General features: G+C 64.2%; 14 protein-coding genes. 9 read left to right on the top strand and 5 right to left on the bottom strand.

All coding sequences use genetic code 11. From position 1 onward, the window contains the following. The first annotated feature begins 74 nt into the window (after window positions 1-74). The 3 genes from FAX90_RS06460 to FAX90_RS06450 are packed head-to-tail and all read left to right on the top strand — an operon-like array spanning window position 75 to window position 3,363. A complete protein-coding gene (locus tag FAX90_RS06460; protein WP_144096461.1) occupies window positions 75-701 on the top strand; it encodes an OB-fold-containig protein in 627 nt (208 codons plus the stop codon). 24 nt (window positions 702-725) lie between these two features. Continuing rightward, window positions 726-2,489, top strand: coding sequence for a flotillin family protein (locus FAX90_RS06455; protein WP_144096460.1), 1,764 nt, complete (start codon window positions 726-728; stop codon window positions 2,487-2,489). Next, complete coding sequence (locus FAX90_RS06450; RefSeq protein ID WP_240704758.1) at window positions 2,467-3,363, top strand: kinase; 897 nt, start codon at window positions 2,467-2,469, stop codon at window positions 3,361-3,363. Before FAX90_RS06455 ends, FAX90_RS06450 begins: the two co-directional genes overlap by 23 nt. Here the strand turns inward: FAX90_RS06450 and FAX90_RS06445 are convergent, their stop codons facing one another. Further along, window positions 3,364-4,629, bottom strand: coding sequence for a Zn-dependent hydrolase (locus FAX90_RS06445; protein WP_144096459.1), 1,266 nt, complete (start codon window positions 4,627-4,629; stop codon window positions 3,364-3,366). A 171-nt stretch (window positions 4,630-4,800) separates the two neighbouring features. Here FAX90_RS06445 and adh point away from each other — a divergent pair, with 171 nt between their 5' ends. The 4 genes from adh (at window position 4,801) to FAX90_RS06425 (ending at window position 10,414) form a co-directional block, all read left to right on the top strand. Next, window positions 4,801-6,321, top strand: coding sequence for an aldehyde dehydrogenase (gene adh / locus FAX90_RS06440; RefSeq protein WP_144096458.1), 1,521 nt, complete (start codon window positions 4,801-4,803; stop codon window positions 6,319-6,321). 154 nt (window positions 6,322-6,475) lie between these two features. Then, window positions 6,476-6,886 carry a DUF779 domain-containing protein gene (locus tag FAX90_RS06435; RefSeq protein WP_144096457.1) on the top strand — a complete coding sequence of 137 codons (411 nt, stop codon included), beginning with the start codon at window positions 6,476-6,478 and terminating at the stop codon, window positions 6,884-6,886. 160 nt (window positions 6,887-7,046) lie between these two features. Next, entirely contained in the window at window positions 7,047-8,186 is a 1,140-nt protein-coding gene (locus tag FAX90_RS06430; RefSeq protein ID WP_144096456.1) for an FIST N-terminal domain-containing protein, read from the top strand. Continuing rightward, on the top strand, window positions 8,186-10,414 hold the full coding sequence (locus tag FAX90_RS06425) for a hybrid sensor histidine kinase/response regulator (protein WP_144096455.1): 2,229 nt from the start codon (window positions 8,186-8,188) through the stop codon (window positions 10,412-10,414). The genes FAX90_RS06430 and FAX90_RS06425 overlap by 1 nt, the downstream gene beginning before the upstream one ends. Window positions 10,415-10,436: 22 nt before the next feature. Here the strand turns inward: FAX90_RS06425 and FAX90_RS06420 are convergent, their stop codons facing one another. The 4 genes from FAX90_RS06420 to pedF form a co-directional block, all read right to left on the bottom strand. Next, a complete protein-coding gene (locus tag FAX90_RS06420) occupies window positions 10,437-11,096 on the bottom strand; it encodes a response regulator (protein WP_240704757.1) in 660 nt (219 codons plus the stop codon). Window positions 11,097-11,181: 85 nt separating this feature from the next. Then, window positions 11,182-12,936: a methanol/ethanol family PQQ-dependent dehydrogenase gene (locus FAX90_RS06415; protein WP_144096453.1), complete on the bottom strand. Its 1,755-nt coding sequence runs from the start codon at window positions 12,934-12,936 to the stop codon at window positions 11,182-11,184. 131 nt (window positions 12,937-13,067) lie between these two features. Next, window positions 13,068-13,937, bottom strand: a complete 870-nt coding sequence (locus FAX90_RS06410) for a substrate-binding periplasmic protein (protein WP_144096452.1) — start codon at window positions 13,935-13,937, stop codon at window positions 13,068-13,070. 4 nt (window positions 13,938-13,941) lie between these two features. Continuing rightward, complete coding sequence (gene pedF, locus FAX90_RS06405) at window positions 13,942-14,376, bottom strand: cytochrome c-550 PedF (RefSeq protein ID WP_144096451.1); 435 nt, start codon at window positions 14,374-14,376, stop codon at window positions 13,942-13,944. 146 nt (window positions 14,377-14,522) lie between these two features. Between pedF and FAX90_RS06400 the strand changes: the two genes are divergently transcribed. Together FAX90_RS06400 and FAX90_RS06395 are read left to right on the top strand one after the other, a co-directional pair. After that, window positions 14,523-15,512, top strand: coding sequence for a PQQ-dependent catabolism-associated beta-propeller protein (locus tag FAX90_RS06400; protein ID WP_144096450.1), 990 nt, complete (start codon window positions 14,523-14,525; stop codon window positions 15,510-15,512). A 137-nt stretch (window positions 15,513-15,649) separates the two neighbouring features. Next, window positions 15,650-17,053: a porin family protein gene (locus FAX90_RS06395; RefSeq protein ID WP_144096447.1), complete on the top strand. Its 1,404-nt coding sequence runs from the start codon at window positions 15,650-15,652 to the stop codon at window positions 17,051-17,053.

The following is a 17,053-nucleotide window of genomic DNA, read 5'->3' as shown; positions in this document are numbered from 1 at the left end:
CATCCGCCGATCCGATTCTGGTATGAATTGCAACAATTTCCTGCCATCTTTCCAGACAGGGAAAGGGGTTCGAAATGGATATTCTTGCAACGCACAACACGCCGTTCGCGGTGGCGTTGGCGTTTCTTCTCCTGCTGCTTGTTGTTCAGCTGATCGGACTTGGCGATTTCGGGCCGGATTTCGACGGTGACGTCGATGTGGATGGTCCCGACGGCGCAGATGTGACCGGCGGACTGGCCAGCATAGTCGGGCTCGACAGGTTGCCGCTGGTGGCCTGGCTGGCGCTGTTCTGCGCCTCGTTTGGGCTGATCGGCCTGTCGCTTCAGCAACTGATCGTCGCGCTGGTTGGCGCGCCGCTGCCTGCTGCGGCTGCGGCGGCGATGGGTCTGGTCGTTGGTTTGCCAGCGACCGGATTGCTGGCACGGCCGCTGGGCCGGATCTGGCCGCATGACGAGACGACGGCGGTTTCGGTCGACGAATTGCTGGGCAAGCGGGGCACGATCTCAATCGGTACGGCGCGGCGTGGCAGTCCCGCCCGCGCGCAAGTTACCGACCGGTTCGGGCAGGCACACAACGTCATGGTCGAGCCGCACGAGGACGCATCCGAATTCATCGAGGGCGACGAGATCATGCTCGTCCGCCGCGAGGACCAGGTTTTCTTTGCCATCGGCGGTTCCGAACCGTTCCGGCTGGCACGCTAATTTTACATTCCAGGGGGTACGCAAATGGACCAATTGATCACCATCGGCATTTACGCGGGCACGGTTCTTGTTGTCCTGCTCATCATCGCCTTCACCATCACCCGGCTCTATCGCCGCGCGACCAAGCAGGTCGGCTTTGTCCGCACCGGCTTCGGCGGCGAAAAGGTCGTGATGAACGGCGGTGCGCTGGTCCTGCCGGTACTGCACGAAACGATGCCGGTAAACATGAACACCGTGCGTCTGGCGGTGGAACGCAAGAACCAGGACGCGCTCATCACGCTGGACCGGTTGCGCATCGACGTGAAGGCCGAATTCTATGTTCGCGTTCGTCCCGATGCCAACGCCATCGCCATGGCAGCGCAGACGCTGGGCGAACGCACCATGCACCCTGAGGCTTTGAAGGACCTTGTCGAAGGCAAGTTCGTCGACGCGCTCCGTTCGGTCGCGGCGGGCATGACGATGAACGAATTGCACGAACAGCGCGCTGACTTCGTGCAGAAGGTGCAGCAAGTGTCGTCGAACGACCTTGCGATGAACGGACTTGAACTGGAATCGGTCTCGCTGACCGGGCTCGACCAGACGAGCATCGAGCATTTCAACGCCAACAATGCATTTGACGCAGAGGGTCTGACCAAGCTGACCGAGCAGATCGAGGCGCGCAAGAAGCTGCGCAATGACATCGAGCAGGATACCCGCGTCCAGATCGAGACCAAGAACCTTGAGGCGGACAAGCGTTCGTTCGAAATCAGCCGCGACCAGGAATATGCCCGGCTTGAGCAGGAGCGCGAGGTCGAGGTGCGCCGCGCCGGGCAGACTGCCGAAATCGCGCGCGAACAGGCCGAACGCAACCGCGAGGCCGATGCCGCGCGGATCGAGGCGAAGAAGCAGGTCGATGCCCAGCAGATCGAGGCCGACCGCCTTGTCGAGGAAGCCCGCATCGATCAGCAGCGCGCCTTGGAAATCGCGCGTCAGGAACAGCAGATCGCGGTCCAGAACAAGAGCCGCGAGGAAAGCCAGGCCAAGGCCGAGGCCGATGAGGCCCGCGCCAAGGCAGTCGCTGCCGAGGAAGCGGTCGCTACCAGCCGCGAAACCGAAGTGGCCGAACGTGACAAGCGCATCCAGCTGATCGAGGCGGCCAAGGGGGCCGAACGCGACGCCATCAAGGTCAAGGTCGAGGCCGAGGCCGAGCGCGATGCCGCCCGTAACCGCGCCGAGGCCGCGCGGCTTGAGGCAGAGGGCGAGGCCGAGGCCGAAAAGCTTCGTGCCGAGGCGGACCGTGTCCGCTTCGAAGTCGAGGCCGCCGGTCAGCGCGCCGTGAACGAGGCGGCGAACATCCTGTCCAGCAGCCAGGTTTCGCTGCAGACGAAGCTGGCGCTGCTCCGCGTCCTGCCCGAACTCGTACGCGAAAGTGCCAAGCCGCTGGAAGCCATCGATTCGATCAAGATCGTGCAGGTCGACGGCATCACCGGCGCCCGCGGCGCCGACGGCAAGCATGTTGCATCAGGCCCCGCTGGCGGCGGCAACCTTGCCAGCGACGCGTTGAGCGCGGCGCTGTCCTATCGCGCGCAGGCCCCGGTCATCGACGGATTGATGAAGGAACTGGGCCTCGACGGCGGATCGCTGGAAGGGCTGGCCAAGGCCGGTGTGGTAAGCGAAGCGCCGGATGACGCGGATGAGCCCAGCAATGGGACCGGGGCCAAAAGCGCTACGGGCGCGAAAAGCGCGCGAGTGCCGAAGCCCGAGGTGGCGGAACTGGACACTGGCGATGGCGAAGCCGCCGACGCCTGATCCGATGAAGGCTGGCGACCAGGCGCGGGCAGGGGCCGTTTCGGCGGCCACTGCCTTTGCCGCCGCCGATGCCTGTCTGGTCGAGGCGATTGCCGCGACCCGGCGGGAGGCAGGCAGGGCCGTCCTGATAACGCTGAGCGGTTCGCAGGGCAGCGGGAAGTCGACGACCGCGGCGCGGCTCGCCAAGAGGTTGGCCGCCCGCGACCTTGCGACGCAGGTCTGTTCGATCGACGATTTCTACCTGACGAAGGCAGAGCGCGAGGACCTTGCGCGCAGCCGTCACCCGCTGCTGGCTACGCGCGGGGTTCCCGGCACCCATGACGTAGCCTTGATGGATGCGACGATCTCTGCCCTGCTGGACGGGCGTGAGGTCAGGGTCACTTCGTTCGACAAGGCCGCCGACGACCGCCGCCCGCAGGACCAGTGGGAAGTGACCGAGGGGCCGGTCGATGTCGTCCTGCTGGAAGGGTGGTGCGTCGGCGCAAGGCCGCAACCGGAAGCGGCGCTGGACGAGCCCGTCAACGAACTGGAGCGGACAGAGGATGCAGGCGGTGCATGGCGGCGGGCGGTAAATGCGGCGCTGGCAGGGGAGTATCGCACCCTGTTTGCCCGCGCCGACTTGTCCATCATGCTGCGGGCACCATCGTTCGACGTCGTTCACGGGTGGCGCGCCGAGCAGGAACGCGGCCTTGACCGCAGCGGCGTGGGTGCGGGCAAGGCGATGAGCGAAGCTCAGCTACGCCGTTTCATTTCGCATTACGAGCGGCTGACCCGCTGGCAGTTAGAGGACGTGGCGGCGGACGTGGTGATCGACATCGATGAAGGCCGTGTCCCCTGCGCGATCCGCTTTATGCCGGGCGCTTTATCCGATTGATCAGGCGGGCACCTGCTCCACCGCCAGTTCCATGACCGCTTCGAGCAGTAGCTGGCACCCGCGTTCGATGTCCGACCAGTGGGTCCATTCGTCGGGTGCGTGGCTGACCCCGCCGACCGAGGGCACGAAGAACATCGCGGCCCTGGCGTGATTGCAGAAGAACTGCACGTCGTGCCCCGCGCCCGATGGCATGATCTTGTACGACAGGCCCAGCGCCTTGGCCTTGTCTTCCAGAAGGCTCATCAGCTCGGTGTTGCAATAGGCCGGTTTCAGCCAGCTCATCTGTTCGTACTCGAACCGCAGTTTGTGCCGCCGCGCGATGGAGGAAAGCACTCTCTCGCACGCCTCTGCCAGCGCTTCCATCACGCCTTCGTCGAGATCGCGACCGACGATGGTGAAATCGACCTCGCCCGGAACGGTGTGGGGAAAGCCCGGCTTGCAGGCCACGTGGCCGATGGTGATGCGGCTCTTGTCGGTGCCGTGTTCGTCGATGATGCGGCCGATCTCGTGCGCGAAATCGGCCATGCCCATCAGCGCGTCGGCGCGCATGTTCATCGGCGCGGTCCCGGCGTGGTCGGCCTTGCCGATCAGGCGGCAGTTCCACTTGAAGACGCCGGAAATCCCTTCAACGATGCCGATCGTTGTCTTTTCCATGTCGAGGACCGGCCCCTGTTCGACGTGGATTTCAAGGAACGCGTGGATTTCGTCCGGGCGGCGATAGGCGTGGAGCGCGCCGTAAGGATCGAGGCCTGCGGCACGCATCGCGTCCTTCAAGGCGTAACCGTGTTCGTCCTTGGCCGTGTCCAGCCATTCGCGGGTCAGCTTGCCGGTCATCGCCTGCGCGCCCAGCATGCCGCCGAAACGGCCTTCTTCCTCGCTCGTGCCGATGACTTCTATCGGGACGGCGGGTTCGATGCCTGCCTCCTGCATGGCGCGCACGACTTCGAGTCCCGCGACAACGCCCAGAACTCCGTCGAAAATCCCGCCCGCAGGCACAGAATCGAGGTGCGATGCGATCATGATTGCGGGCCTGTCGTCCGGCCCCCAGCGGCCAATGACATTGCCTGCACCATCGAGCCGGTGGCTCATGCCCAGTTCTTCGAACCGGTCGCGCACCCATTGGCGCGCGGCCATGTCCTCTTCGCTGAAGCCTTGTCGATAGACGCCGCGATCGGTTTCGTTGAACCCGAACTGCGCAATGGCGGAGATGTCCCGCTCGATCCGTTCGATGTCCACTTTCGTCGCGCTGTTTTTCGTGTCGGTCATGGTCACGAGCATAGGGACTAAGGCCCGCGCGGCAACCCGCTGCCCTTCCGGCCGTCCCGCCGCCCCGACAGTCCGCCCCGGCCGCGTATCGGTCCAAGGTATAATTGGCGCGCCCCCCGATGAGGCGCAAAGTGCCTGGCGACACGTCTTTGGCGAGAGGAGGAATTCAAAATGCTCGAACAGGCTCTCAGCAAGTTCAGCGGTCAGTCGATGATCCGCGACCGTTTCGACAATTTCATCGGCGGCAAGTGGGTCGCCCCCGTAAAGGGACAGTATTTCGACAACATTTCGCCGGTGACCGGCAAGCCCGTGTGCCAGGTGGCCCGCGGCACGGCCGAGGATATCGAGCTGGCGCTGGATGCCGCGCACAAGGCGAAAGACGCCTGGGGTCGCACTTCGACGACCGAGCGTGCCAACATCCTGAACCGCATCGCCGACCGCATGGAGGAAAACCTCGACATGCTGGCACTGGTGGAAACGATCGACAACGGCAAGCCGATCCGCGAAACGACCGCGGCCGACCTTCCGCTGGGCGTCGACCACTTCCGCTATTTCGCAGGCTGCCTGCGCGCGCAGGAAGGTTCGATTTCCGAAATCGACCACGACACCGTGGCCTATCACTTCCATGAACCGCTGGGCGTGGTCGGCCAGATCATTCCGTGGAACTTCCCGCTGCTGATGGCCGTGTGGAAGCTGGCCCCGGCGCTGGCGGCAGGCAACTGCGTCGTGCTGAAACCGGCCGAACAGACCCCGATGTCGATCATGGTCCTGATGGAACTGATCGGTGACCTGCTGCCCGAAGGCGTGCTCAACGTCGTGAACGGCTTTGGCGTGGAGGCGGGCAAGCCGCTGGCATCAAACAAGCGCATCGCCAAGATCGCCTTCACCGGCGAGACGACGACCGGCCGCCTGATCATGCAGTACGCGTCCGAAAACCTCATTCCCTGCACCCTGGAACTGGGCGGCAAGAGCCCGAACATCTTCTTTGCCGACGTGATACGCGAAGACGACGATTACTTCGACAAGGCGCTTGAAGGCTTTGCGATGTTCGCGCTGAACCAGGGCGAGGTCTGCACGTGCCCCAGCCGCGCGCTGGTCCACGAATCGATCTACGACCGGTTCATGGAACGGGCGATCAAGCGGGTCGAGGCGATCAAGATGGGCAGCCCGCTCGACCCCAGCACGATGATCGGCGCGCAGGCGTCGAACGACCAGCTGGAAAAGATCCTGTCCTACATCGGCATCGGCCGTGACGAGGGTGCGAAAGTGCTGACCGGCGGCGAACGTGCGATGCACGAAGGCGAACTGGCCGATGGCTATTATGTGCAGCCGACCATTCTGGAAGGGCACAACAAGATGCGCGTTTTCCAGGAAGAAATCTTCGGTCCGGTCCTTGCCGTGACCAAATTCTCTTCGGACGAAGAAGCGCTCTCGATCGCCAACGACACGCTCTATGGCCTGGGCGCAGGTGTGTGGAGCCGCGATGCCAACACCTGCTACCGTTTTGGTCGTGCTATCCAGGCGGGCCGCGTGTGGACCAACTGCTACCACGCCTATCCCGCGCATGCCGCGTTCGGTGGGTACAAGCAGTCGGGTATCGGCCGCGAAAACCACAAGATGATGCTCGAACACTACCAGCAGACGAAGAACATGCTGGTCAGCTACAGCCCGAAGGCGCTCGGCTTCTTCTGATGCCGCCTATGAGGGCTTGCGATCTCCCACCTCGAGCCCGGTTCCGGCACGCCTTCCATGTGCCGGAACCGTGCCGAGGCCATCCCCGGCCGGGGCAGGTGTTTGCCTGCTCCGGCCTTGGTGCGTCGGGGGCATTGGCAGCAGGGATCGGGGCATGAACGCGATTGCCGCCGCGCCCGCCCGCATCGTCGCGACGCCCGAGGCGGAGGCGTGGATTTGCAAGCTGAGCGAGATGCACGGCCCGCTGATGTTCCACCAGTCGGGCGGATGCTGCGACGGCAGCGCGCCGATGTGCTTTCCGCGCGGCGAATTCCGCGTCGGTGCGCAGGACGTGCTTTTGGGGAAACTGGTCCAGGATACGCCGGTGTGGATCGGCGCGGCGCAGTTCGAATACTGGCGTCACACGCAAGTCACCATCGATGTCGTGCCGGGGCGCGGTTCGGGCATGAGCATCGAGGCACCCGAAGGCGTGCGCTTCATCGTGCGCAGCCGGGTTTTTACCGATGAAGAGGTCGATAGGCTGAATGCGGCAGGCGAACCGCCGCGCGGCGACGAAGTGTCATGACTCTTCCCGTTTTGCCGCATCGCCAATGCTTGCCGCTTGGCCCGAAGGGCGCGAAACGCTAAGGATCGAAGGGGCTGAACAGGCCCCGGCCAAGGACGCCAACAAAGGGCGCGACAGGCCGGTGAGGGGATGAAGGAGAGGGCATCTGACTGATACCGAGGTGAGCGCCGACGGCCTTGTCACCGTCACGACCCAGGCAAGCGAGCCCGACGCCGCGGTTGCGGAAATCGCGCGCGCCATTGCCGGCGTGCCGCTGGCGGGCGGGCTCGTGTTCTGTTCGCACCGTTTCGAACGTACGCGGCTGGCCGCGGCGCTGGACGGGTTGATGCCCGGCGTCCCCCTGTTCGGATGCACCAGCGCGGGGGAGCTGACGACGCGCGGCTACGACAGTGACAGCCTGGTCTTTATCGGCTTTCCGGCCGATGCGTTTCACCTCGAACTGCTGCCGTTCACCGATCTCGACAGTTTCGACACCCAGACCGCGCGCAAGCAGGTCCGCCATTTCGCGGGCACTTGCCGCCACGATGCGGCAGATGCGCTGGGCGAGGGGCTGTCGCATGTCGCGCTGTTCCTGGTCGACGGGCTGTCCCACCGCGAGGAACTGCTGACGATGACCGCGCAGGAAGCGCTGGGCGATATCGAACTGATCGGCGGATCGAGCGGGGATGGGCTCGCGTTCAAGGAAACCGGCATATTCTTCGACGGCCAGTTTCAGCGCGATGCGGCGGTAATCGGCCTTTTGTCCTCATCTCGCCCGATGCAGGTGTTTTCGGCCAACCACTACCGTCCGGGAAGCGACCGCATGGTCATCACCGAAGCTGATGCCGAAACCCGCACCGTGTTCGAAATCAATGCCGTCCCGGCGGCGGAGGAATACCTGCGCATGGTGGGGCAGCCGAGCGAGGCGCTGGACTCCGCCTTCTTTGCCTCGCACCCGTTGATGGTACGCACCGGCGGGGAATACCACGTGCGTTCGATCCAGTCGGCCAATGCGGACGGATCGCTGACGTTCTACTGCGCCATCGATCGCGGTGTGGTGATGACGGTGGGCGAACCGATCGACCGCGTTGCGGCCATGCGCGAACTGCTGGACGATGCAGAGGCAAAGGTCGGCCGGCTGGACCACGTCATCGCCTTTGACTGCGTGCTGAACCGCATAGATGCCGAACGGCGCCAGGTCGCGCACCAGGTTTCCGCGCTCTACACCGAAAAGGGCGTGATCGGGTTCAACACTTATGGCGAACAGCTGCGCACCGCTCATGTGAACCAGACCTTCAGCGGGCTTGCGATCGGGCGCTGATGGCGACGCAGGGCAAGAACGAGGCCTCTGTGGCCAAGGACCCGCGCGACGAGGAAATCGTCGCGCTGAAAGAGCGTGTCCGCCGGCTGGAAAAGGTCAACGAGGCCCTGATCGACCGTGCCGAGAGGTCGAGCGACATGGAAGGGTCCTATTCCATGTTCGAGACGGCCATCGCGCTGGAGGCGATGGTGCGCGACCGGACCGGCGAACTGGAAGACGCGCTGGGCAAGCTGGCCGAAGTCAATGCCTACCTCGAAACGGTCAGCCGCGATGCGGACGCGGCCCGTGCGCGCCTGCGCGATGCGATCGAAAGCCTGTCCGACGGGTTTGCCCTGTTCGATGCGAACGACCGGCTGGTCATGCACAACAAGGCGTTCCTGAAGATCTGGCCCGAATTCGCCGATGTCACCGAAGCTTCGCCGACTTTCACCGACCTTGCCGAACAGCTTGCGCGCGGCGGCCGCACGATGGGATCGCGCCTGTCGCCCGACAGCTGGATGCGCGAGAGACTGGCCCGGCACCGCGATGCGTCGGGTGCCCACGTGCAATTGCTGTCGGACGGTCGCTGGGTTCAGATCAACGAGCTTCGCACGACCGAGGGCGGCACGGTCGGCATCTATACCGACATCACCTCGGTCAAGGCCGAGGACGCGCGCGAACGCGCCCGCGAACTGGCCGAACGCAACCTCGCGCTTCAGGCCTCGCTCGATACCCTGTCCGAAGGGGCCTGCCTGTTCGACAGCCAGCGCCGTCTTGTCGCGTGGAACGAACCGCTGATCCGCATGCTTGGGATCGAAAACGACCTTGAAGGCGCGATCGGGCGGCACGAACGGTTGAGCGACTGGTGCGTCGGGCAATGCGGACTGGACATGGCCCACGCCGTCGAATGGCGCAGCGGCAAGGGGCCGCGCATCAGCACCGATTGTTCGATGAAGGGGCGCAATTTCGTCATCCGGTCGGTTTCCCTGTCGGCGGGCGGCATGGCCTATGCCTTCGACGACGTGACCGACCGTATCCGGTTCCAGCGTTCGTTGACCGAACAGGCCGAAACGCTGGAAAAGCGCGTGCAGGAACGCACCGCCGAACTGATCGAGGTGAACCGCCAGCTGGTCGAGGCGAAGAACGAGGCCGAGCAGGCGAACCGGTCCAAGACCAGCTTCATCGCCGCGGCCAGCCACGACCTGCTGCAACCCTTGAACGCGGCGCGCCTGTTCGTGTCGGCCCTTGCCGAACGCCGCCTTGCCGCCACCAATCGCGGACTGGTCCGGCAAAGCGCGGTGGCGCTGGATTCGGTCGAGGAATTGCTGGAGGCGCTGTTCGAAATCTCGCGGCTCGACGCCGGGGCCATTCAGCCCGAAATCGCCGCCCTGCCGCTGGATCGTATCCTGTCGGCCCTGCGCATCGAATTCGCGCCGCTGGCCCGCCAGGACGGGTTGAAGTTCGACATTCCGGAAACGGGCCTGTGGGTGCAAAGCGATCTTCGCCTTCTACGCCGCATCCTGCAGAACTTCGTGTCGAACGCGATCCGCTATACCGAAGAGGGCGGGGTCGAGGTGCGGGCGCGCGAGGAGGGGGACCACGTCGCGATTTCGGTCACCGATACCGGGCCCGGCATCGACCCGGAAAAGCGCGAGGAGATCTTCGAAGAGTTTCGCAGGCTCAAGAAAACGCAGAAGACGCCGGGCAAGGGGCTTGGTCTTGCCATCGTGCGCCGTGCCAGTGCGATGCTGGGCCACGAGATCGACCTGCAATCGCAGGAAGGGACGGGCTCGACCTTCACCATCTTCGTCCCGCGCGCCGAACCGCGCCAGGCCAGCCCCGCGGCCGTGGCGGCGGGGGAAAGCATCGGGCGCAGCGCGCAGGGCACCGTCACCGTCGTCGACAACGACGAACAGGTGCAGCAGGGCATGCGCGTGCTGCTGGAAAACTGGGGCCTGACGGTGGTGACCGGCGGCCACCCCGACGATCCGGCCGTGGTGAAAAGCGTGACGCGGGGCACAGGTCTTCTGATCGCGGACTATCACCTTGATGACGGGCTGACCGGGGACGAGGCGGTGGCCATGCTGCGCGCCAGGCATCCCGGCGATCTTCCCGCCGTCATCATCACGGCCGACCGCAGCGACGAGGTAAAGCAGAAGCTGGGTTCACAAGGCCTGCCGATCCTGACCAAGCCGGTAAAGCCCGCGCAATTGCGCGCTCTGCTAAGGCAGCTGGCGATCACTGGCTGAACGCCCGCAGCCTTTGCGTTCTTCAGTCGGTGAAGCCGACGCGGTTGGCCATGATCACGGCCTGCGTGCGCGAAAACACGTTCATCTTTTGCAGGATGGCCGAAACGTGCGCCTTCACGGTCGTCATCGACACGCTCAGCTCATGGGCGATCTGCTTGTTCAGCAGCCCTGCGACAAGGTGGCCCAGCACGATCCGCTGTTGCGGGGTCAGGCTGTCGATGCGGGCGCGGATGTCCTCGTCCTCGCGCAGGCGGGCATCGTCGCATTCGGTGGTTTCAAGCTCGGGCAGGTAGATCTCGCCCGAAAGCACTTGTTGCAGCGCGTCGAGAATGGCCTGACGTTTCAGCGACTTGGGGACGTAGCCTGCGGCCCCGGCGGCCAGCGCATCGCGCATCACGATCGGGTCGACGACGCCGGTGACCATGACGACAGGCGTGCTGGGAAAATCGGCGCGCAGCTGTTTGAGGCCCGACAGGCGGTTCACGTCGGGGATGTTGAGGTCGAGCAGGACGAGGTCGACCTCGTCGGCATTCTGCAGTTCTTCCAGCGCCTGCTCGAAGCTGTCGGCTTCCAGTATCTCGCATTCGGGGAAGCTGATTTCGAGGATCGAGCGCAACCCGTCGCGGACGAGCGAATGATCGTCGACGATGAGCACGCGGTCGGGTGTGGGAGCTTCGCTCATCCTCTTCCTCGGGAGTTCTGTTATCACTGTTGCCATAGGGGAAAATGGCCCGCCGCGACAGATGCCGGGCGGGCCATGTCCTTCGTTACTGGTTGAAGAGTTTGAAGACCCAGAGCGAGCCGCCCTGAGAGATGTCCCTGAAGGTCTTGGCAACCTCTCCGCCCCAGAGCGGAACTGCGCCGCCCCAGCCGGACATCACGGCAACGTACTGTTCGCCGCCGTCTTCCCACGTGACGGGCGAGCCGACCACACCCGAACCGGTCTGGAACTTCCACAATTCCTGGCCCGTCTTGGCATCGAACGCCTTCAGGTAGCCTTCGGGTGTGCCGGTGAAGACCAGGTTGCCGCCGGTGGCGAGAACGCCGCCCCACAGCGGGGCCTTGTTCTTGGCTTCCCAGACGATCTTGCCGGTCTTGGGATCCATCGCGCGCAGGGCGCCGATGTGATCTTCGGCGATCGGCTTGATGGTGAAGCCCGCACCCAGATAGGCCGCGCCCTTCTTGTAGGCGATCGGTTCGTTCCAGATGTCCATGCCCCAGTCGTTCGACGGGACGTAGAACAGGCCGGTGTCCTGGCTATAGGCCATCGGCATCCAGTTCTTGCCGCCCAGGAACGAGGGCGACGCGAACACGACCTTGCCCTTGTCCGCACCGCTGGGCGCACCGGGGCGGCCGTCCTTGGAATAGATCGGGCGGCCCGTCTTCTGGTCGATGCCGTCGGCCCAGGTCGTTTCCATCACGAACTTGTTCGCGCTGATGAACTTCCCGTTGGTGCGGTCGAGGACGTAGAAGTAACCGTTGCGGTCGGCCTTCGCGCCCAGCTGCATCTTCTTGCCCTTGATCGTGGCATCGAAGGGGATGAACTCGTTCACGCCGTCGAAGTCCCAGCCGTCGTGCGGCGTGGTCTGGTAGTGCCACTTGATCTTGCCGGTATCGACATCGATCGCGACGGTGGACGAGGTGTAGAGGTTGTCGCCGGGACGCAGGTGGCTGTTCCACGGGGCCGGGTTGCCGGTGCCGAAATAGACGAGGTTGGTGCCCGGATCGTACGTGCCGCCAAGCCAGGTCGCGCCGCCGCCTGTTTTCCAGAGGTCACCTTCCCAGGTGGCGTTGGTCTTGCCGGTTATGCCGTTGTCCTGGCCCTTCATCGTGCCCATGTGGCCTTCGATGGTGGGACGGTCCCAGATCAGTTCGCCGGTGTTGACGTCGCGGGCCTGAACCGCGCCTACGATGCCGAATTCACCGCCCGAATTGCCGGTGATCACCATGTCCTTGGCGATGATCGGGGCTGCGGTGGCGGAATAACCGGCCTTGTAGTCGCCGATTTCCTTGTTCCAGATGACCTTGCCGGTTTCGCGGTTCAGCGCGACGAGGTGCGCATCGAGCGTTGCAAAGATGATCTTGTCGCCGTGGATGGCAGCGCCGCGGTTGACGACGTCACAGCACGGCATGATCCCATCGGGAAGGCGGGCGTTGTATTCCCATTTCTTCTCGCCCGTCTTGGCATCGAATGCAAAGACGCGCGAATAGGAACCCGTCACGTAGATCGTGCCGTCATAGACAATCGGCTGGGCTTCCTGGCCGCGCTGCTTTTCCCCGCCGAGAGAGGCGGAGAACACGGGCACGAGCCGCTTTACCGTCTGGGTGTTGATCTGGTTGAGCTTGGAATAACGCTGCTGCCAGGGGCCCATACCGTAAGTAAGGACGTCCCCGGTGGAATTGGCGTCGTTCAGCAGGTCGTTCATGGTCGGGCCGGCGTGGTTGTCCGCCACTGCCGGTGCCCCCATTGCTGCACATGAAGCCGCGAGCGCCACGGCAAAAGTTTTGAAACGCCCCTTCATCCTTCCCTCCTTCGTCAGACCGAAGTCTTCTTTGATTAGGGCGCGCTTGCGCCCGTTTGCGGTATCTTGGTGGTGTCGAGAGTATCCCCGCGCTTGCCGGGAACAATTGAACCTTAGGACGAGAGCGGCCCTCAGGCCCCGGGGGCAACCGCGTTGGCGGGACGCCAGGTAACGCCGTAACGTGCGAAAATGTCAGCCATGCGCCCGTCGGCCATCATCGCGTCCATCTCTTCCTCGAAGGCGAAGCCCAGGCTTCGGCTCTTTTCGTCGACCGCGATGCCGATGTCCCATCCGGGCGACAGCATGGCGGGCAAGGGTCCTTTACGGCGTTTGCCTTCGCCCGGTGCATGGGTCAGCGCGGCCTCGATCTGTGCGTCGGTGGCGACGGCAAGGTCCGCCTTGCCCGACTTTACCGCCGCGACTGCCTCGTAACCGGTGGTGTAGTGGGTCACGTCGGGGCGCAGGATGCCGCCGAAACTGCCGATCAGGTAGAAGTCGGGGATCGAATCGATCTCCGCCGCCAGCTTCCTGCCGCGAAATTCGGTCGGCGTGCCCTCGCACTCGGCCATGCCGGGCGAACAGGCCGCGCCGAAGCCTTCGTGGTAATAAGGGGCAAGGATGGCGACCTGGTCTTCCTGCGCCGCGAAAGTGCGGTCGAAGGGGACGTGCATCATCACGTCGCACTTGCGGAAACCAAGCAGTCCGCCGCGCCAGACGACGTTGCGCAAGTCGTCCGAAACCTCCTCGTCCGCCGGGAACAGCGCAAGGTCGGTCCCGACCCCAAGGCTTTTGGCAACGGCGCGGGCGATGTCGGCATCGATGCCCATCACCTTGCCGCCTTCTTCCCAAGACCAGGGCCGGTTGTTTTCGTAAAGGCCGACACGAAGAACGCCCAGTTCGCGCACTTTGGCAAGCGGGGCGCCGTTCGAGACACGGGGCAGGGCGAGCGCCCCCGCACTTGCCGCGAGACCGCCCAGAAACGCCCTGCGCCCAAACGTCATCGCCTTATTCGTCCGTATACTTGGTTTCGACCCAGCTGCGGATCGCCCAGCCGGCCTTCTGGCCCAGGACGTCGCCGAAGGGCGGCATGTAGACCTTGCCGTCGTGGCTCGACCCGTTGCGGAACCGTTCGATGAACCATTCGTCGCCCGAGGGGCCGAGTTCGAGGTAGCGCAGGTCGGGCGCGATGCCGCCCGAAATACCTTGGAGCCCGTGGCAGCGTGCGCAGTTCTGGTTGTAGGCCGAGGCGCCGATCTCGATCGCCTTCGCGTTGCCGGTATAGGGGTTTTCGCCCAGCCATTCCTCGCCGATTTCCGGCAGGGCCGAGGTATCGACCGCTTGCGGCGTCACGTCGCCGTGCGCCATGAGCTGGGTGGTGGCGAGGCCGGCAAAGGCCATCGCGGTGGCGGCAAGCGCCAGCCGGCTGGTCAGTTTCGACATTTCAGTGCATCCTCATTTACGACCCGAGGGCCGTCAGTCCAACAAGCCCCCTTGTTCGGTAACAGAGATAGCGACCTGGACGGCAGTGACCCATTGAACCTTGGTACAATGTCGCGGCTGACAGGGGCCAAGCTACATCGAAGTACATGAAAAACCGCCATCTCCCTGCCCGTTACCTACTTGCCAGCGCGGCACTCGCCATCGGCATCGTACTTGCGCCGGGCGCGCAGGCCGCGACGGCCTATGTCAGCAACGAACGGTCGAACACGGTAACCGTCATCGACCTCGACACGCGCGAGGTGACGGCGACCTGGGACGTGGGCGAACGCCCGCGCGGCATCACGCTGACGAAGGACGGCAAGTACGTCCTCATCTGCGCCAGCCTCGACAACGCGGTGGAGATTCGCGACGCGAAGACGGGCGAATTGGTCGGCGTGCTGCCGTCGGGTAACGACCCGGAACAGTTCTTTGTCTCCAACGACGGGAAGTACCTGTTCATCTCCAACGAGGACGATGCCGCGACGACGGCGGTCGACCTCGAAACGCGGCGCGTGGCCTGGCAGGTCGTGGTTGGCGAGGAACCGGAAGGCATCGCGCAGAGCAAGGACGGCAAGTACCTGCTGGTGGCGAGCGAGGAGGAGAACATCGTCGACTGGATCGATATCGCCACGCGCGAGATCGTCCATGTCACCGAAACCGATTATCGCCCGCGCCACATCGAGTTCACGCCGGACGGCAGGCATGTCTGGATTGCGGCAGAGATTGCCGGAACCGTCCATGTCGTCGACGTGGCGACGAAGGAAATCGTCGATACCCTGTCCTTCGCGCCGCCCGGCGTGCCTTCGTACAAGGTCCTGCCCTGCGGCATCCGGTTCACTTCCGACGGCAGGACGGCGGTTATCGCGCTGGGCCGCGCGGACGCGGTGGCCGTGGTCGATGTCGCCAGCCGCAAGGTCACCGGCTATGCCGCGACGGGCGGGCGGCCCTGGCACCTGGCGATCACGCCCGACGACAGCACGGCGATCGTCGCCAACGGCACGAGCGGCGACATCGCCTTCCTCGACATCGCCAGCCTTGAAGTGACCGGGCGGATCGCGGGCGGCAAGGGTCCGTGGGGCGTTACCATCGCGGACTGACGCGGCGATCGCGCGTCCATAAACACGCCTTGTTCCAAAGTACGAGAACCAAAGTCCAATAGTGCCGCGCCGCGCCGCGCAGCATCCTCTTTCGGGTCGCCTGGATGCGATACAGATAACAATTGAAGGGGGAGAGTATGATCTCCAGGATCATGTTGCGCGGCACTGCCGCGGCGATTGCCATTGCCCTGTCGACAGCACCCGCATACGCTGGTTCGAGCGAGAACCTGCTGAAGCGTCTGCACGAAAAGGGTATTCTGACCGACGACGAATACGCAGCCCTCGTTGCCGAGGAAGAGGCCGAGGAACGGGCCGAGCTTGAGGCGGCGCAGACGCAGGTAGCGGCCCCGGCATCCTTCGATGCCGACCGCATGGTCAAGATGACCGACAGTGGCATCGGTCTCGAAGTCGGGCCCGCGACGATCAAGTTCGCCGGTTCGGTCAACGGTTTCTACGTTCATGACAATCCCGACACGCCCAGCGCGACGACGGCCGTGACCGGCGGGATCGCAAGCGTTTCGGGCAGCAATTCCAGCGCCGTTCGCAACGGCCTTCTTCCCGGTTTCCTGGTCGTGAACGTGTCGACCCAGCAGAACGGATGGGACGTGGGCGCGACTTTCGGCATGTATCCGGGCATCAACTCGGCCGCATGGGGTGCGCTGGGCGCGAACAACGGCGGCCAGCCAACCGCGCTTGCCACGGCCGGTATCGACTTCCGCCAGACCTTCATGACTTTCGGCAGGAAGAACGTGGGCACGTTCAAGATCGGCCGCGACATCGGCCTGTTCGCATCGGACGCGATCCTGAACGACATCACCTTGCTGTCCAGCGGCCCTCCGGGCGGCAACGTCGCCCCGGCGAACACGACGCTGGGCCGTATCGGTTCGGGCTACATCTATTCCGATTTCCAGCCGCAAATGACCTATACCTCGCCCAGTTTTGGCGGCGTTCAGGCCAGCGTCGGCGTGTTCCAGCCCCTGAAGTCGCTGACCGGTCAGGACCAGACCAATTCGGATCCGGGCTTTCAGGCGAAGCTGACTTACGACGGCGATTTCGGCGGTGTGAACACCCACCTGTGGACCAGCGGCATCACGCAGAAGCATGATCTGGTCAGCGGCGGTTCCTACACCGGCAAGGGGCTGGACGTCGGCGCCAAGGTTACGGCCGGGCCGGTCACGGCAGTCGGTTACTACTACACCGCCGATGGCCTTGGTACGACGGTGCTCGGCCTGTTCGACACCGACGGGTCAGGCAATGCCCGGTCCAGCGACGGGTTCTACCTCCAGGCGCTGGCCACTTTCGGCAAGGTGTCGGTCGCCGGCAGCTATGGTGAAAGCCGTCTCGACTATGCCAATGCCGCCGACGAGGCAGCCAACCCGACGCTGGTGGACACGAACTCCAGCTGGGTCGGACAGCTGCGTTACGGCCTGACGCCGTGGGTGACGCTGATCGGCGAATACATCCACTCCAAGGCCGAAGCGCACAACGGCAACGAAGCGGACAGCGACGCGGTCGCGGTCGGGGGAATTCTCTTCTTCTGA

Origin of the sequence: Croceicoccus sediminis, assembly GCF_007570835.1 — a bacterium.
Classification (GTDB): Bacteria; Pseudomonadota; Alphaproteobacteria; order Sphingomonadales; family Sphingomonadaceae; genus Croceicoccus; species Croceicoccus sediminis.
This window is presented reverse-complemented; position numbering and strand designations above follow the sequence as displayed.